We start from the raw sequence: 16,283 nt of genomic DNA, 5'->3' as shown, positions 1-16,283 counted from the left end.
GTTCCCCATGATCGACAACAAGACCCTCGACGCCGCGATCACCGCGAGCGTCGAGAAGCTGCAATCCCTGTTCGGCGACGCGCCCGAGGTCGCCGTCGTGCTCGGCTCCGGCTGGGCCGGCGCGGTCAGCCACGTGCAGGACGCCAAGTCGCTGCGCTACACCGAGCTGCCCGCCTTCCCGCAGCCCAGGGTCGAGGGCCACGTCAACGAGGTCGTCGCCGGCCGCATCGGCGCGCAGCGCGTGATCTTCCTGCGTGGCCGCGCCCACACCTACGAGAGCGGCGACTGCACCGGCATGGCCGGCGCGCTGCGCAGCCTGAAGCGCTGGGGCGTGAAGCTGCTCTTGCAAACCAACGCCTCCGGCTCGCTGCGCAGCCACATGCCGCCCGGCAGCCTGATGCTGATCGCCGACCACATCAACGCGCCGCAGCGCAGCCCGCTGGTCGGCGAGCAAGGCAGCCATCGCTTCGTCGACATGGTCAACGCCTACGACGGCGAGTTGCGCCAGCACGCGCTGGCGCTGGCCAGGCGCGAGAACCTGATGCTGGGCGAGGGCACCTACTGCTGGGCGCTCGGCCCGCAGTTCGAGACGGCCGCCGAGATCCGCATGTTCGCCGCCTGGGGCGCGGACGCGGTCGGCATGAGCACCGTGCCCGAGACCATCCTGGCCCGCCATGCCGGCCTCAAGGTCATGGGCCTGGCGCTGATGACCAACATGGCCGCCGGCCTGTCCGCCGAGGCGCTGACGCACGACCTGACGCTGAAGCAGGCGCAGGCCTCCGGCGAGCGCGCGTCCGCCTTCCTGGCCGCGCTGGTGGCCAGCTTCAAGGACGTGGCGCTGTGAGCATGGCCATGAAGGCCGCCGCCCGCACCGCGCTGGCCTGCCTGGACCTGACCAGCCTGAACGACGCCGACACCGACGCCGACATCGCCGCGCTGTGCGTCCGCGCGCAGACGGTGCATGGCCCCGTCGCCGCCGTGTGCGTCTGGCCGCGTTTCGTCGCCCAGGCCCGTGCCGCGCTGCCGGCATCCATCCAGGTCGCCGCCGTCGCCAACTTCCCCGACGGGTCGCTGGACCTGCAGCGCGCGCTGGCCGACGTGGCCGAGATCGCGCAGGCCGGGGGCGATGAAGTGGACGTGGTGTTGCCGTACCGCGCGCTGCTGGCTGGCAAGACCAGCGAGGTCGCCGAGTTCCTGTCCGAAGTGCGCTTCGCCAGCCGGCCGCTGGCGCTGAAGGTCATCATCGAATCCGGCGAACTCGGCACGGCCGCCGCCATCGCCGAGGCCACGCGGCTGGCGCTGGCGGCGGGCGCCGATTTCGTCAAGACCAGCACCGGCAAGACCAAGACCGGCGCGACGCCCGAGGCCGCCGCCGTGATGCTGAAGGAAATCGCCGCCAGCGGCCTGCCGTCGGCCGGCTTCAAGGCCTCGGGCGGCGTGCGCTCGGTGGCCGACGCGGCCGGCTACATCGCCCAGGCCGAGGCGGCGCTCGGCGCCGCCGCGCTGAACCCGCAGCGCCTGCGTTTCGGCGCGAGCGGGCTGCTCAACGACATCGAATCCGTCCTCTCCGGCCGCGAATCCGCCGCCACGACTGCGACCTACTGACCATGCTTGCCCAAGAAATCATCCGCGCCAAGCGCGACGGCCAGGCGCTGAACGAAGCGCAGATCCAGAACTTCGTCGCGGGCCTGACGCACGACACCTGGAGCGAGGGCCAGGTCGCCGCGCTCGGCATGGCCGTGTTCCTGCGCGGCATGGGCCGCGACGAGGCCGTGCTGCTGACCCGCGCGATGATGAACTCCGGCCGCGTGATGCGCTGGCCCGACATGCCCGGCCCGGTGCTCGACAAGCACAGCAGCGGCGGCGTCGGCGACAAGGTCAGCCTGATGCTCGCGCCGATGGTGGCGGCCTGCGGCGGCTACGTGCCGATGATCGCCGGCCGCGGCCTCGGCCACACGGGCGGCACGGTGGACAAGCTCGAAGCCATCCCCGGCTACACGACCGCGCCCGACCCGCAGCGCTTCGACCAACTCGTCAGGACGCTGGGCTGCGCCATCATCGGCCAGACCGCCGACCTGGCACCCGCCGACAAGCGCTTCTACGCGACTCGCGACGTGACGGCCACCGTCGAGAGCGTGCCGCTCATCACGGCCAGCATCTTGTCCAAGAAGCTCGCGGCCGGCCTCGAAGGGCTGGCGATGGACATCAAGTGCGGCAACGGCGCGTTCGCCGCCACGCCCGAGTTCGCGCGCGAACTGGCCGAGAGCATCGTTGCCGTGGCCGGCGGCGCGGGGCTGAAGACGCGCGCGCTGATCACCGACATGAACCAGATCCTCGGCAGCGACGCGGGCAATGCGCTGGAGGTCGCCGAGACCATCCGCTACCTGACCGGCGCGCACCGCGAGCCGCGCCTGCACGAGGTGACGCTGGCGCTGTGCGCCGAGATGCTGGTGCTGGGCGGCCTGAGCGCGGACACGGCCGCCGCGCGCGTGAAGCTGCAGGCCGCGCTGGACAGCGGCGCGGCGGCCGAGAAGTTCGCGCAGATGGTCGCCGCGCTGGGCGGCCCGGCCGACCTGCTGGAGCGGCCTGCCGCCTACCTCGCCGCCGCGCCCGTCGTGAAGCCCGTGCCCGCGCCGCGTGCCGGCGTGCTCGCGGCGATGGCGACGCGCGACCTCGGCGTCGCCATCGTCGAGCTGGGCGGCGGCCGCCGCCAGGCGGGGGACGCCATCGACATGCGCGTCGGCTTCTCCGCGGTCCGGCCGCTGGGTACGCGCGTCGCCGCCGGCGAGCCGCTGGCCTTGATCCACGCGGCCGATGACGCCGCCGCCGACCGCGCCATCGCGTCCTACCTGGCCGCCTGCACGCTGGGCGACGAGGCCGTTACTGCCGTGTCGGCCGCGCCGCTGGTCATGGCCGAGGTCGGCTGATGGAACAGAACGACCCGCCGCGCCGCGCGATCAAGAGCTTCGTCACGCGCGCCGGCCGCATGGGCACGGGCCAGATCAAGGCGCTGGCCGAACTGGGACCGAAATTCGTGCTGCCCTACAAGCCCGAGCGCATCGACCCCGAGGCCGTGTTCGGCCGCCAGGCCCCGCTGGTGCTGGAGATCGGCTTCGGCATGGGCGGCGCGACGGCCGAGATCGCGGCCACGCTGCCCGACCACGACTTCATCGGCTGCGAGGTGCATGAGCCCGGCGTCGGCGCGCTGCTGAAGCTCATCGCCGAGAAGCAACTGAGCAATATCCGCATCGTCCAGCACGACGCGGTGGAGGTGCTGCGCGACATGATCGGCCCCGGCGTGCTGGCTGGCGTGCACATCTTCTTCCCCGACCCCTGGCACAAGAAGCGCCACAACAAGCGCCGGCTGATCCAGCCCGAGTTCGTCGCCCGGCTGGTCGAGCACCTCGCCCCCGGCGGCTACCTGCACTGCGCGACCGACTGGCAGCCCTATGCCGAGCAGATGCTCGACGTGCTGTCGGCCGAACCGGGCCTGGCCAACACGGCGCAGGGCTATGCCGAGAAGCCCGCCTACCGGCCGTTGACCAAGTTCGAGAATCGCGGCATCAAGCTGGGCCACGGCGTGTGGGACCTGGTGTTCAGGAGGTGTTGATGACTTCACCCCTTCGCGGCAAGCACATCCTGCTGGCCATGACCGGCGGCATCGCCGGCTACAAGGTCGCGGAACTGACGCGGCTGCTTGTGAAAGCCGGCGCGACGGTGCAGGTCATGATGACCGAGGCCGCGCAGCAGTTCATCACGCCGGTGACGATGCAGGCGCTGTCCAACCGGCCCGTGTTCATCGATCAGTGGGACGCGCGGCCCGCCAACAACATGGCCCACATCGACCTGAGCCGCGAGGCCGACGCGATGCTCGTCGCGCCGGCCAGCGCCGACGCCATCGCCGCGCTGGCGCAGGGCAGGGCGGACGACCTCGTCAGCCTGACCGCGCTGGCCCGCCGCATCCACGAGTGCCCGCTGCTCGTCGTGCCGGCGATGAACCGCGAGATGTGGGCGCATCCGGCGACGCGGCGCAACGTCGCGCAGATCGAGGCCGACGGCGCGACCGTCATCGGCCCGGCCAGCGGCGACCAGGCCTGCGGCGAGGTCGGCGACGGCCGCATGCTGGAGGCGCAGCAGATCTTCGACGACGTCGAGGCCCGGCTCGCGCCGAAGCCGCTGCGCGGCAAGAAGCTGCTCATCACGGCCGGCCCGACCTTCGAGCCCATCGACCCGGTGCGCGGCATCAGCAACCACAGCAGCGGCAAGATGGGCTTCGCCATCGCCCGCGCGGCCGCCGAGGCCGGCGCGGACGTGACGCTGGTGGCCGGCCCGGTGCATCTGCCCACGCCGCGCGGCGTGCGGCGCATCGACGTGCAGACCGCCCGGCAGATGTTCGACGCCGTGCTGCCGCTGGCCGCGCAGCAGCACGCCTTCATCGCCACCGCGGCCGTGGCCGACTGGCGGCCCGCCGAGGTCCACGAGCACAAGCTCAAGAAGGCCGAAGGCGCGGTGACCGCGCCCACGATCGCGATGGCCGAGAACCCGGACATCCTCGCGGCCGTGGCGGCCCTGAGCGCGCCGCCCTACTGCGTTGGCTTCGCGGCCGAGAGCGAGAAGCTCGCCGAGCACGCCGACGCCAAGCGCCGCCGCAAGGGCATCCCGCTGATCGTCGCCAACCTGGGGCCCGCCACCTTCGGCCGCGACGACAACGCGCTGCTGCTGATCGACGAACAAGGCCAGCGCGAGCTGCCTGAAGCGGGAGGTCGGGCGGACAAGCTCAGCCTCGCCCGCGCGCTGATCGCCGAACTCTCCACACGACTCTGATGCACGCCATTGACCTGCAAGTGCTCGACGCCCGCATGGCCGAGCAGATCCCCGCCTACGCCACGCCCGGCAGCGCCGGCCTCGACCTGCGCGCCTGCCTCGATGAAGCCATCACGCTGGCCCCCGGCCAGACCACGCTGATCCCGACCGGCCTGGCCATCCACATCGCCGACCCCGGCCTGGCCGCGCTGGTCCTGCCGCGCTCCGGCCTGGGCCACAAGCACGGCATCGTGCTGGGCAACCTCGTCGGCCTGATCGACAGCGACTACCAGGGCCAGCTGATGGTCAGCTGCTGGAACCGCGGCCAGAGCGAGTTCACGATCCAGCCCTTCGAGCGCATCGCGCAACTCGTCATCGTGCCGGTCGTGCAGGCGGCGTTCCGGCGCGTGGACAGCTTCGATGAATCCGTCCGTGGTACTGGCGGCTTCGGCTCAACCGGCGCTCAGTGAATTGACTCATCCGGCGGCGCACCCGTCTGCACCATGAAGATCGGCTCGCCGACCGAGCCGGCCTGCGCCTCCTCCTCGGTCGCCGCGCGCACGTCCAGCAGCACCAGGTGCATGCGCAGGCCGATGCCGGCCAGCGGGTGGTTGCCGTCCAGCACGACGTGCTCCGGGTAGACCTCGGTCACCGTGTAGACCGCGTCGGGCATGCCCTCGGTGGCGGCGCCTTCCGGCGGACCCTCGAACTGCATGCCCGGCGCCACGTCGGCCGGGAACAGGCCGCGCGCCTCGAAGCAGACGAGGCCGGAGTCGTAGTCGCCGAAGGCTTCCTCCGGTTGCAGCGCGAGGTCGGTCTCGAAGCCGGCCTGCTGGCCCTCCAGCGCGGCCTCGACCTTGGCGAACAGGTCGTCGCCCCCCACCAGGAATTCCATCGGTTCGGCCAGCTCGTCGATGAGCTGGCCCTGGGCATCGTCGAGTCTCCAGCGCAGGGAGACGACACAGGGGCGGGTCACTTGCATCGCGGCATTTTCGCATCGGCACAATGCCCGCCATGCAGATCGACCACCCGACCCCGATGCTCGCCGGCCTCAGCCCGGCGCAGTTCATGCGCCAGCACTGGCAGAAGCAGCCGCTGCTGGTGCGCCAGGCCTTTGCCGGCGCGGCGCCGCCCGCCACGCTGAAGGCCCTGGCCGCGCTGGCCGCGCGGGACGACGTGGAGAGCCGCCTGGTCACCGCCTTCGACGGCGACTGGCAGCTCCGGCACGGCCCCATCGCCCGCCTGCCCGCGATGGCCAAGCCGGGCTGGACGCTGCTGGTGCAGGGGCTGGACCAGCACCTCGCCGAGGCGCGCGCGCTGCTGGACCGCTTCCGCTTCGTCCCGGATGCGCGGCTGGACGACCTGATGCTGTCCGTCGCCAGCGACGGCGGCGGCGTCGGCCCGCATTTCGACTCCTACGACGTATTCCTGATCCAGCTCGCCGGCCGGCGCCGCTGGCGCATCGCGGCGCAGCAGGACGCCGTGCTGCGCGACGACGTGCCGCTGAAGATCATTGCCAATTTCAAGCCCGAGCAGGAGTTCGTGCTGGACGCGGGCGACATGCTCTACCTGCCGCCGGGCTGGGCGCATGACGGCGTGGCCGTCGGGCCGGGCTGTATCACCGGTTCGGTGGGCTTCCGCGCCTCGGCGGCGCAGGCGCTGGCGGCCGAGCTGCTGCCGCGGCTGTTCGACGAGGGCGACGAGGCCGGCGAGCTCTATGCCGACCCGCAGCAGCAGGCGGTCGCCGCGCCCGCTCGGGTGCCGGCCGCGTTGCTGGACTTCGCGCGGCGCGCGGTCGAGGCGGCCGTGCAGCGCCCCGAGGCGCTGGAGCGGGCCCTGGGCGAGGCGCTGACCGAGCCCAAGGCCACCGTCTGGTTCGAGCCCGGCGAGCCATTGCCGCCCGGGCAGGGCGCCTGCCTGGACAGGCGCAGCCGCATGCTCTACGACGCGACGCAGGTGTTCCTGAATGGCGAGAGCTTCCGTGCCGGCGGCCGCGACGCGGCGCTGATGCAGCGGCTCGCGGATGCCCGCGCGCTGACGGCCGCCGAGGTCGCCGAGCTCTCCGCCGAGGCCCGCGAACTGCTGGACCAGTGGACCGAGGACGGCTGGGTGCAGCCGCAGCCGTCATGACGCCCCGGGGTTTCGCCGGCCGCGCCGAGTTCCAGCGCCTGGTCGCCGATACCCTGGCCTGGGCCGCTGGCCAGGGCTGCCGCGAGCTGCACGCCTGGGATGCCAGCTTCGTCGACTGGCCGCTGTCCGATGCCGAGGTGCTGGCCGCGCTGGCCGCCTGGGCCGGGCACGGCCGCCAGTTGCACCTGCTGGCCCTGCAGTACGAGGACCTGGCCCGGCGCCACCCGCGCTTCGTGCGCTGGCGCCGCGACCATGCGCACTGCGTCACCGCGCGCGCGGTGGCGGCGGACGTGCGGCTCGATGCCGCGCCGCCAAGCCTGCTGCTGGCCGCCGGGCGCGACGGCATGCTTGGCCTGCGGCTGTTCGACCGCCACCTGTGGCGCGGCGAGCTGAGCGCCGAGCCGGCGCAGCGGCTGCAGGACCTGGCATGGTTTGATGCCCTGGCGCAACGATCCAGCGAATCATTTGCCCCCACGACTTTGGGGCTGTGAATCTTTGCCGAGCCGACCCCCCTATAATCGCGGGCTAGGCGAGGGAAGCAATCGAGGTTTTCCGCGTCTTGTTCTTTCGGGGTCGGCCGTGGTGAACCATGCACCGGCGCACGACCCCAAAGTTTTGGTGTGCACCGTCGTTTAATCGTTTGAGGACAAGTATGAACAAGTCGATCCTGTTGGCTTCCCTGCTGGCTGCCGTTGCCCTGACCGCCTGCAGCAAGAAGGAACCCGAAGTCGTGGCGCCCGCGCCCGTCGTTGAAGCCGCTTCGGAGGCCGCCTCGGCCGTCGTCGAAGCCGCTTCGGAAGCTGCTTCGGCCACCGTCGGCGCCGCTGAGGCTGCCGCTTCGGCCGTCGTTGACGCCGCTGCCTCGGCTGTCGCGAAGTAATTCGCCTCGTCCCAGCGAAAAGAGCCGTCGCTGCGCAAGCAGCGGCGGCTTTTTCTATTTCCCGGCCCGCCGCCGGGTGAGTTTCAGCGGACGGCCAGCCAGCCAAACCCCAGCGCCGGGTCGGCGACGCGAATATCGTCCGGTCCGCCGCCGAGCACGCCCGCCAGCGCCTCGCGGGCCAGCGTGGGCGAGTTGTTTTTCTCGCTCAGGTGGGCCGCCACGACGGTACCGAGCGCGGCGCCGCGGCAGCGGGCCAGCAGGTCGGCCGCAGCGGCGTTGGACAAATGCCCGTGCGTGCCGAGGATGCGGCGCTGCAGCATGGGCGGGTAGGGGCCGGCGCGCAGCATGGCCTCGTCGTGGTTGCATTCCAGCAGCAGCGCCTGGCAGCCTCGCAGCGCGTCGGCGACCGCGTCGGGCGCGCAGCCCAGGTCGGTGACCAGCCCGAGCCGCGCGGCGCCGTCGTCCAGGCACAGCTGCAGCGGCTCCAGCGCATCGTGGGGCACGCTGAAGGGGCGCAGCGCCAGGTCGCCCAGCGCCAGGGTGTCGCCGCTGCGGACCAGCCTCAGCAGCGTGGTGTCGAAACCGTCCTGCGCGATGGCCCGCCAGGTGCCGCGGCTGGTGATCAGCGGGATGCGATGGCGCTGCGCGAACGCCAGCGCGCGGCCGACGTGGTCGCCGTGCTCGTGGGTGATGAAGAGGGCGTCGAGGTCGGTCGGCGTGCAGCCGGCGCGGGCCAGCCGCTTCGTCAGCTCGCGTTCGCTGAAGCCGGCGTCGACGAGCACGCGGGTGGTCGTGATGCCCTGGCTGGCCTCGACCAGCGTCGCATTGCCGCCGCTGCCGCTGCCGAGGCTGCAAAAGCGCATCACGGCGGCGGCGCGGCGCGCGTTACTTCAGGTCGTCCATCAGCAGGTTGAGGATGCGCTTGGCGTTGTCGTCGGCGACCGCCTGGCCGCGCTCGTCGAGCACGCGCACCGTGCTCTTGTCGCCCTCGGCCTTGACCGAGACGCGGTAGCGCGTCGGCGTGGCGGCCTTGGCGCCGAACAGGCGCTGGAAGAAGTTGGGCTCTTCCTGGCCGGCCTTCTCGGGGTCGGCGTAGCGCAGGTAGAACAGGCCGGCGGCGCGGTCGCGGTCCTCGATGGTGAAGCCATGTCGGTCCAGCGACAGGCCGACGCGGCGCCAGGCGCGGTCGAAGCCGTCGGCGACGGCGAGGCTGTCGGGCACCTCGGACAGCGGGCGGCGCGGGCGGGCGGTTTCGCCGCCGACGGCCAGCGGGGAGGCCTGGGCGGCCGGCTGCGCGGGCGTCTCGGCGACGATGGCCTGGGCCGCCGTTTCCTGGCCGCCGAGCTTGAGCAGCAGGCGCGACAGCATCTCGGCCTCCAGCGACGGGTCGCTCGGGCGGTTCTGCCAGGAGGTCGAGTCGCGGCTCTGCGAGGTGTAGACCTCCTGCATGCCGCGGTGGCTGATGAAGATGTCGGTGCCGCTGGCGCTGCGCTCGACGCGGGTGCGGTACATGTCGCGCTCGCCGGTCGAGTACAGGCCGTCGAAGAGGCGGCCGATGGACTGGCGGATGAAGTCCTGCGGTAGCTTGGCGCGGTTCTCGGCCCAGTTGGTTTCCATGACGCCGACGTCCGGCTGGTCCTTGACGACCTCCAGGCCGCGCTCCTGCCAGAAGGCGCGCAGCTGCGGCCAGATCTGTTCGGGCGTGGCGTCGGCGTGCAGCCAGCGCTCGGTGCCGGCGCGTTCGAGCTTGACCTTGCCGGCGGCGTTGGGCGCCACGCTGTTGGCGGCCAGCGCCTGGCCCGGGGCGGCCGCCGGCGCGGCGGGGCGGGCGGCGGACAGCGCCGAGGCGGTGATGGAGCCGCCCTGCACCTGGGCGCGGTTGTCGCGGGCCAGCTGGGTCAGGTCGGGCGGGATGTCCAGGCCCTGGGTCTGGCGCGAGGCGGTTTGGTAGTCGACCTTGTCCGACGAGAACATGTTGCCGAGCGTGCTGCAGCCCGCGAAGGACATGGCGAGGGCCGTGCAGGCCAGGCGGGTCGCCGTGGGGCGAAGCGAACGAATCGGGCGAATCGACAGAAGGGACGTCACGCTGGAACTCTCCGGGAACAAAGGCGCCGGCCCGGGCCGGCGCAGCCGCGCATTAGACCAGAGCCACCACCGGTGCTCAGAGCAGGCCGGCGTCGCTCATGGCCTGGGCGACGCTGGCCTGGCCGGCGGGCGTCAGCGGCGTGATCGGCAGGCGCAGCGCGGCGCCGCAGCGGCCCAGGCGCGACAACGCCCACTTGGCCGGGCCGGGGCTGGGCTCGCAGAACAGCTGCTTGTGCAGGCCCAGCAGCTGCAGGTGGATCTTGCGGGCCTCGACGGCGTTGCCGGCCAGCGCCAGGCGGCACAGCTCGGCCATCTGGCGCGGTGCGACGTTGGCCGTCACGCTGACGTTGCCGTGCCCGCCCAGCAGCATCAGGGCCACGGCGGTGCCGTCGTCGCCCGAGTAGATGTGGAAGCCCTCGGGCGCGTGCTTGATGAGGAAGGCGGCGCGCTCGATGTTGCCGGTGGCCTCCTTGACGCCGAACACGCCGGGCAGCGCGGCGCAGCGCAGCGCGGTCTCGGGCGCCATGTCCGCGACGGTGCGGCCGGGCACGTTGTAGAGCATCATCGGGATGTCCACGGCCTCGGCGATGGCCTTGAAGTGCTGGTAGATGCCTTCCTGGGACGGCTTGTTGTAGTAGGGCACGACCGACAGCGTGCAGTCCGCGCCGACTTCCTTGGCGTAGCGGCTCAGCTCGATGGCCTCGGCGGTGGAATTGGCGCCGGTGCCGGCCAGGATGGGGATGCGGCCCCGGGCGTGCTCGACGGCGGCGCGGATGATCTCGCGGTTCTCTTCCATGCTGACCGTGGGCGACTCGCCGGTGGTGCCGACGACGCCGACGCAGGCCGTGCCTTCCTCGATGTGCCAGTCGATCAGGCGGCGCAGGGCCGGGTAGTCGATGCTGCCGTCGTCGTGCATGGGCGTGACGAGGGCGACGATGCTGCCGAGGATGGGCTTCATGGTGGGCTGGTCTGGAGGAATGGGGGCGATTTTAGGCCGCCGGATGCGGGCGGACGGCCGCAACGCGCTGGACGAAGCGCGGGTTGACGCCCGGCTCGAACAGGTCTTCGTAAGCCACGATGCGCCAGTCGCCGCAGACGCGCAGCAGCTCGCCGCGCTGCAGCAGGAAGTCGGGCCGCGACGGCCGGCCGATGGCCTGCTGGCCATCGGCGAAGGTCTCCCACACCAGCCAGCCGCCGGGCTTGACGGCGGCGCGGATGGGTTCGAACAGCGGCCGCCACAGGTAGTTGCAGACGACGACCAGGTCGAACGCGCGGCCGGCCAGCGGCCAGGCGGCGTTCTCGAGGTCGGCGTCGATGATCTCGGCGTGGCCGCGCAGCGGCGCGGTGGCGGCCGTGTCGCGGTCCACGCCGGTGACCCGCCAGCCGGCCCGGGCCAGCCACAGCAGGTTGCGGCCCGCGCCGCAGGCCAGGTCCAGCGCGGTGCCGGGCGAGGGCGTGGCGAAGCGCTGCAGCCAGGCGGAGGGCGTCATCCGAAGCAGGCCCAGATCTGCTCGCCCAGCTGCACCATGACCGCCGGGTGGCGGTAGGCCAGCACCGTCGCCGCCAGCGCGGCGGCGGCCAGCGCCGGCCAGATCCAGCGGCGCGGCTTCATGCCGGCCGGACCCTCGGGATGGGCGACTCGCGCACCGGCAGGTTGGCCAGCAGCGCCATGACGCCCAGCGCGATGGACAGCCACCAGACCACGTCGTAGCTGCCGGTGGCGTCGTACAGCCGGCCGCCCAGCCACACGCCCAGGAAGCTGCCGACCTGGTGGCTCAGGAACACGAAGCCGCCCAGCATGGACAGGTGCTGGGCGCCGAAGATCTGCGCGACCACGGCATTGGTCGGCGGCACCGTGGACAGCCACAGAAAGCCCATGACGGCCGCGAACAGGTAGACGCTCAGCGGCGACAGCGGCAGCGAGATGAAGGCCAGGATGGCCACGGCGCGCAGGCCGTAGATGGCCGACAGCAGGTAGCGCTTCGGGTAGCGCTGGCCCAGCGAGCCGGCGGCGTAGGTGCCGAAGACGTTGAACAGCCCGATCAGCATCAGCGCGCCGGTGGACACGTCCAGCCCCAGGCCGTGGTCCCTCAGGTAGCTGGGCAGGTGCACGCCGATGAAGACGACCTGGAAGCCGCAGACGAAGTAGCCCAGCATCAGCAGCTGGAAGCTGCGGTAGCCGAAGGCCTCGCGCAGCGCCTGGCCGATGCTCTGGTGCCCGGCGGCGGCGCCGTTGGCCTGCCGTTCGCGCACGCCCAGCGCCAGCGGCACGATCAGCAGCGCCGCGGCGGCCAGCAGGAACAGCGCCGCCTGCCAGCCGACGCGGCCGATGAGCCAAGTCTCGATGGGGATCATCGCGAACTGGCCGAAGGAGCCCGCCGCCGCCGCGACGCCGAAGGCCCAGGAGCGCTTCTCGGGCGCCACGGTGCGGCCCAGCACGCCGTAGATGACGGCGTAGGTGGAGCCCGACTGGGCGATGCCGATCAGCACGCCCGCGCCGAGCGTGAAGCCCAGCGGGTGGCTGGCCGTGGCCATGGCCAGCAGGCCCAGCGCGTAGGCGGCGCCGCCGGCGGCCAGCACCTTCCAGGCGCCGAAGCGGTCCGCCAGCATGCCGGCGGCGGGGCCGGCCAGGCCCCAGGCGAGGTTCTGCACCGCCATGGCGAAGGAGAAGGTCTCGCGCGTCCAGCCGCGTTCGGTGACGATGGGCTGCAGCCAGAAGCCGAAGCCGTGCCGGATGCCCATCGACACGGTGACGATGAGGGCGCCGCACAGCAGCACCTGCTGGACGGACAGGCCGGTGGCCGTGGCGCGGGACGTGTCGTTCATGGGGCGGGACTGTAGTCAGCGCCGCTTGGCCTTGGTTGTCGCCTTGGTTTTGGCCGCAGCCTTGGGCCTGGCCTTGGCCTTGGCTTTTGCCTTCGCCGTGCCCTTGCCGGCCTGCGCCTTCTTGCGGGCCGCCGGCTTTTTCTTCGCGGCCGGCGGGTCGGCGGTGGAGGCGCTGGCCTGCGAGCTGGACGCGGCCACCTCGGCCAGCCGCGTCAGCAGCCGGCCCTGCTTGACGCGCAGCATGGGCTTGTCGACCTGGGCCAGGTCGGTCAGCGGGTCGCTGCCCAGCACGAGGAAGCTGGCCTCGCAGCCGGGCTCGAAGCAGCCGATCCGGCGGCCGGGGAAGAGGGCGCGCGGCGTGTCGATGGTGGCCAGGCGCAGCAGCGTGGCGCGGTCCAGGCCGAGGTCGTCCAGCGCATGCAGCTCGGCGCGGGCGGTGCCGATGAAGACGTCCGAGCCCAGCAGCAGCGGCACGCCGGCCGCCCGCAGCCGCGCGAGGTTGGCGCGCTGCACCTCGCGCAGCGCGGCCAGCGGCGCGGCGTCGAGCGGGAAGAGGGCGGTGGCGGCCGTTGTCGTGATGACGGCGGTGCGCTGGCGCGCGGCCTGCGCGGCGGCGGCCTCGCTGATGGCGAAGGTCTCGGGCGGCTCGCCCAGCGTGTTGGCGTAGCCGGGCAGGTGGGCGATGGCGTCCACGCCGGCGGCGAGCGCGGCGCTGAAGTCGGCGGCGGTTTCCACGTGGGCCACCACGCGCAGGCGCTCGGCGTGGGCGAGACGGGTCAGCGTGGCGGCGGTCTCGGGGCTCAGGCCCAGGCGGCCGAAGGTTTCCGGGCGGCCGTGCAGCTCGGGGCGCTCGCTGTGCGCCAGCACGATGCGCAGCCACTGACCGCCGCGCGCCTTGATGGCGGGCCACTGGGCGACGGCCTGCTCGGGGCTGTCGACCAGCACGATCAGCTGCTGCGCCGCGGCCGCCTCGGGGCTGGGCTGGCCCAGCACGGCGGCCAGCGGGTAGCCGTCGCTGGCGGTGATGCAGGCGGTGACGAAGCCGACGTCCGGCGCCGCCGGGTCGGCGGCCAGCGGGCGCACCTCGGCGACGCCGGCCGGGTCGCCGCACAGCATGGCGGCGTAGAACACGCCCTCGTCGATGTATTTGTCGGCGTACTGGCGCCAGCCCCAGGCGGTCTGCAGGTTGTGGTTGTGGGCCTCGGCCAGCGGGCCGATGAGCACCTGGCCGCGCATGTCCATCTTGCGGTTGACCTGGGCCGGCTTGCGGGCGACGAACACGCCGTTCTCGACGTACAGGTTGCCGCGCTGGATCTGCCGGCCGTCGAACCAGCGGGCGTTCTTCAGCTCCCAGGTCAGCGGGGCGCTGGCCTGGTAGGGCGCGTCGGCGTGGCTGAGGCCGCAGGCCAGCAGCAGGAGGAGGGGCAGGACTCTCAAGAGGGCGGTCGGTCGGACTTCGGGGGGGCGCGAATCCTAGCCCGGGGCGGCGTGGGGAGCGCGTAAGCAGGTTCATAGAATCCCGCCCCTATGTCCAGCCGCCCGTCTTCCCCGTCTCCCGCCGTTCCCCCCGCCTATGGCGAAGCGTCCATCCGCGTCCTGAAAGGGCTGGAGCCCGTCAAGCAGCGGCCGGGCATGTACACCCGCACCGACAACCCGCTGCACATCATCCAGGAGGTGATCGACAACGCGGCCGACGAGGCGCTGGCCGGCTTCGGCAAGCGCATTGACCTGGTGCTGCATGCCGACGGCTCCGTCTCCATCGCCGACGACGGCCGCGGCATCCCGTTCGGCATTCACCCGGAGGAGGGCGTGCCGGTCGTCGAGATCGTCTTCACGCGGCTGCACGCGGGCGGCAAGTTCGACAAGGGCTCGGGCGGCGCCTACAGCTTCTCGGGCGGCCTGCACGGCGTGGGCGTGTCGGTGACGAATGCGCTGGCCAGGCGGCTGGAGGTGACGGTCTGGCGCGACAAGCAGGTGGCCGGCATCGCGTTCGAGCATGGCGACGTGGTGGAGCCGGTGGCCACGCGGCCGGCCGATGCATCGGCCAAGGGGGGCGACCGCAAGCAGGGCACGACGGTGCGCGTCTGGCCCGAGGCCAGGTATTTCGAGAGCGCGGAGCTGCCGCGTCACGAACTGATTCATCTGTTGCGCTCCAAGGCCGTGCTGATGCCGGGCGTGACGGTGACGCTGAAGGTCGAGAAGACCGGCGAGACGAGCACCTGGCTCTACAAGGCCGGGCTGCGCGACTACCTGGCGCAGTCGCTGCAGGCGGACCCGCTGATCCCGCTGTTCGAGGGCGAGGGCTTCGCGACGGCCGGCGAGAGCGAGAACTTTGCCGAGGGCGAGGGCGCGGGCTGGTGCGTGGCCTTCACCGAGGAGGGCGCGCCGCTGCGCGAGAGCTATGTGAACCTGATCCCGACGGTGGCCGGCGGCACGCACGAGTCGGGGCTGAAGGACGGGCTGTTCGGCGCGGTGAGGGGCTTCATCGAGATGCATTCGCTGCTGCCCAAGGGCGTCAAGCTGATGCCCGACGACGTGTTCTCGCGCGCCAGCTTCGTGCTGTCCGCCAAGGTGCTGGACCCGCAGTTCCAGGGCCAGACCAAGGAGCGGCTGAACTCGCGCGACGCGCTGCGGCTGGTGTCGGCCTACGTGAAGCCGGCGCTGGAGCTGTGGCTGAACCAGCATGTCGAGCACGGCAGGAAGCTGGCCGAGCTGGTCATCAAGCAGGCACAAACTCGGCAACGCGCCAGTCAGAAGGTTGAAAAACGAAAGGGCTCGGGCGTCGCCGTGCTGCCGGGCAAGCTGACGGACTGCGAGAGCCGCGACCTGGCGTTGAACGAGGTCTTCCTCGTCGAGGGCGACTCGGCCGGCGGCAGCGCCAAGATGGGGCGCGACAAGGAGACCCAGGCCATCCTGCCGCTGCGCGGCAAGGTGCTGAACGCCTGGGAGGTGGAGCGCGACCTGCTGTTCAAGAACAACGAGATCCACGACATCTCGGTGGCGCTGGGCGTGGACCCGCACGGGCCCAACGACACGCCGGACCTGGGCGGGCTGCGCTACGGCAAGGTCTGCATCCTGTCGGACGCGGACGTGGACGGCTCGCACATCCAGGTGCTGCTGCTGACGCTGTTCTTCCGCCACTTCCCGAAGCTGGTCGAGGCCGGCCACGTGTTCGTCGCCCGGCCGCCGCTGTACCGCGTGGACGCCCCGGCGCGCGGCAAGAAGCCGGCCGCCAAGCTCTACGCGCTGGACGACGGCGAGCTGACCGCGACGCTGGACAAGCTGCGCAAGGAAGGCGCCCGCGAGGGCTCCTGGAGCATCAGTCGCTTCAAGGGCCTGGGCGAGATGAACGCCGAGCAGCTGTGGGACACGACGCTGAACCCCGAGACGCGGCGGCTGTCGCGTGTGACGTATGGGCAGTTCGACTTCGCGGCCACGGTGGACGCCTTCAACAAGCTGATGGGCAAGGGCGAGGCCGCGTCGCGGCGCGAACTGATGGAACTGCACGGCGACGCGGTGGAGATCGACATCTGATCCGCTGGATATACAATTTTCAAGA

General features: G+C 71.9%; 18 protein-coding genes. 10 read left to right on the top strand and 8 right to left on the bottom strand.

Features of this window, described 5'->3' with window-relative positions:
- Positions 1-7 precede the first annotated feature (7 nt).
- The 6 genes from QM788_RS17075 to dut are packed head-to-tail and all read left to right on the top strand — an operon-like array spanning position 8 to position 5,273.
- Positions 8-844 carry a purine-nucleoside phosphorylase gene (locus QM788_RS17075; RefSeq protein ID WP_415662653.1) on the top strand — a complete coding sequence of 279 codons (837 nt, stop codon included), beginning with the start codon at positions 8-10 and terminating at the stop codon, positions 842-844.
- Positions 845-852: 8 nt separating this feature from the next.
- Entirely contained in the window at positions 853-1,605 is a 753-nt protein-coding gene (gene deoC / locus QM788_RS17070) for a deoxyribose-phosphate aldolase (protein ID WP_415662652.1), read from the top strand.
- 2 nt (positions 1,606-1,607) lie between these two features.
- Positions 1,608-2,927 (top strand): thymidine phosphorylase, encoded by a 1,320-nt coding sequence (gene deoA, locus QM788_RS17065; protein WP_415662651.1) that lies wholly within the window; start codon positions 1,608-1,610, stop codon positions 2,925-2,927.
- Positions 2,927-3,610: a tRNA (guanosine(46)-N7)-methyltransferase TrmB gene (trmB, locus tag QM788_RS17060; protein WP_415662650.1), complete on the top strand. Its 684-nt coding sequence runs from the start codon at positions 2,927-2,929 to the stop codon at positions 3,608-3,610. The genes deoA and trmB overlap by 1 nt, the downstream gene beginning before the upstream one ends.
- A complete protein-coding gene (gene coaBC, locus QM788_RS17055; protein WP_415662649.1) occupies positions 3,610-4,824 on the top strand; it encodes a bifunctional phosphopantothenoylcysteine decarboxylase/phosphopantothenate--cysteine ligase CoaBC in 1,215 nt (404 codons plus the stop codon). Before trmB ends, coaBC begins: the two co-directional genes overlap by 1 nt.
- Positions 4,824-5,273: a dUTP diphosphatase gene (dut, locus tag QM788_RS17050; protein ID WP_415662648.1), complete on the top strand. Its 450-nt coding sequence runs from the start codon at positions 4,824-4,826 to the stop codon at positions 5,271-5,273. The genes coaBC and dut overlap by 1 nt, the downstream gene beginning before the upstream one ends.
- Here dut and QM788_RS17045 read toward each other — a convergent pair.
- A complete protein-coding gene (locus QM788_RS17045; RefSeq protein WP_415662647.1) occupies positions 5,267-5,785 on the bottom strand; it encodes an FKBP-type peptidyl-prolyl cis-trans isomerase in 519 nt (172 codons plus the stop codon). The two genes, dut and QM788_RS17045, sit on opposite strands and share 7 nt — an antisense overlap.
- Before the next feature lie 32 nt (positions 5,786-5,817).
- On the opposite strand from QM788_RS17045, the gene QM788_RS17040 reads away from it, so the two are divergent.
- The 3 genes from QM788_RS17040 (at position 5,818) to QM788_RS17030 (ending at position 7,813) form a co-directional block, all read left to right on the top strand.
- Positions 5,818-6,933 carry a JmjC domain-containing protein gene (locus tag QM788_RS17040; protein WP_415662646.1) on the top strand — a complete coding sequence of 372 codons (1,116 nt, stop codon included), beginning with the start codon at positions 5,818-5,820 and terminating at the stop codon, positions 6,931-6,933.
- Complete coding sequence (locus QM788_RS17035) at positions 6,930-7,424, top strand: hypothetical protein (protein WP_415662645.1); 495 nt, start codon at positions 6,930-6,932, stop codon at positions 7,422-7,424. Before QM788_RS17040 ends, QM788_RS17035 begins: the two co-directional genes overlap by 4 nt.
- Positions 7,425-7,585: 161 nt before the next feature.
- Positions 7,586-7,813, top strand: coding sequence for a hypothetical protein (locus QM788_RS17030; protein ID WP_415662644.1), 228 nt, complete (start codon positions 7,586-7,588; stop codon positions 7,811-7,813).
- A gap of 83 nt (positions 7,814-7,896) precedes the next feature.
- Here the strand turns inward: QM788_RS17030 and QM788_RS17025 are convergent, their stop codons facing one another.
- The 7 genes from QM788_RS17025 to QM788_RS16995 form a co-directional block, all read right to left on the bottom strand.
- On the bottom strand, positions 7,897-8,676 hold the full coding sequence (locus tag QM788_RS17025) for an MBL fold metallo-hydrolase (RefSeq protein ID WP_415662643.1): 780 nt from the start codon (positions 8,674-8,676) through the stop codon (positions 7,897-7,899).
- Between the two features lie 22 nt (positions 8,677-8,698).
- Positions 8,699-9,820, bottom strand: coding sequence for an outer membrane protein assembly factor BamC (gene bamC / locus QM788_RS17020; protein ID WP_415662642.1), 1,122 nt, complete (start codon positions 9,818-9,820; stop codon positions 8,699-8,701).
- 154 nt (positions 9,821-9,974) lie between these two features.
- Positions 9,975-10,856 carry a 4-hydroxy-tetrahydrodipicolinate synthase gene (gene dapA, locus QM788_RS17015; RefSeq protein ID WP_415662641.1) on the bottom strand — a complete coding sequence of 294 codons (882 nt, stop codon included), beginning with the start codon at positions 10,854-10,856 and terminating at the stop codon, positions 9,975-9,977.
- Between the two features lie 31 nt (positions 10,857-10,887).
- Positions 10,888-11,388, bottom strand: a complete 501-nt coding sequence (locus QM788_RS17010; protein WP_415662640.1) for a class I SAM-dependent methyltransferase — start codon at positions 11,386-11,388, stop codon at positions 10,888-10,890.
- Positions 11,385-11,510, bottom strand: coding sequence for a hypothetical protein (locus QM788_RS17005; protein ID WP_415662639.1), 126 nt, complete (start codon positions 11,508-11,510; stop codon positions 11,385-11,387). Before QM788_RS17005 ends, QM788_RS17010 begins: the two co-directional genes overlap by 4 nt.
- Positions 11,507-12,724, bottom strand: coding sequence for an MFS transporter (locus tag QM788_RS17000; protein WP_415662638.1), 1,218 nt, complete (start codon positions 12,722-12,724; stop codon positions 11,507-11,509). The genes QM788_RS17005 and QM788_RS17000 overlap by 4 nt, the downstream gene beginning before the upstream one ends.
- A 15-nt stretch (positions 12,725-12,739) precedes the next feature.
- Positions 12,740-14,161 (bottom strand): amidohydrolase family protein, encoded by a 1,422-nt coding sequence (locus tag QM788_RS16995; protein ID WP_415662637.1) that lies wholly within the window; start codon positions 14,159-14,161, stop codon positions 12,740-12,742.
- 90 nt (positions 14,162-14,251) lie between these two features.
- Here QM788_RS16995 and QM788_RS16990 point away from each other — a divergent pair, with 90 nt between their 5' ends.
- Positions 14,252-16,258 carry a DNA topoisomerase IV subunit B gene (locus QM788_RS16990; protein WP_415662636.1) on the top strand — a complete coding sequence of 669 codons (2,007 nt, stop codon included), beginning with the start codon at positions 14,252-14,254 and terminating at the stop codon, positions 16,256-16,258.
- The last annotated feature ends 25 nt before the right edge of the window (positions 16,259-16,283 follow it).

The organism is Roseateles sp. (assembly GCF_047654785.1).
Taxonomy (GTDB): domain Bacteria; phylum Pseudomonadota; class Gammaproteobacteria; order Burkholderiales; family Burkholderiaceae_C; genus Pelomonas.
The sequence above is the reverse complement of the archived record's forward strand: the minus strand, read 5'-3'. Positions and strand labels throughout refer to the sequence as shown.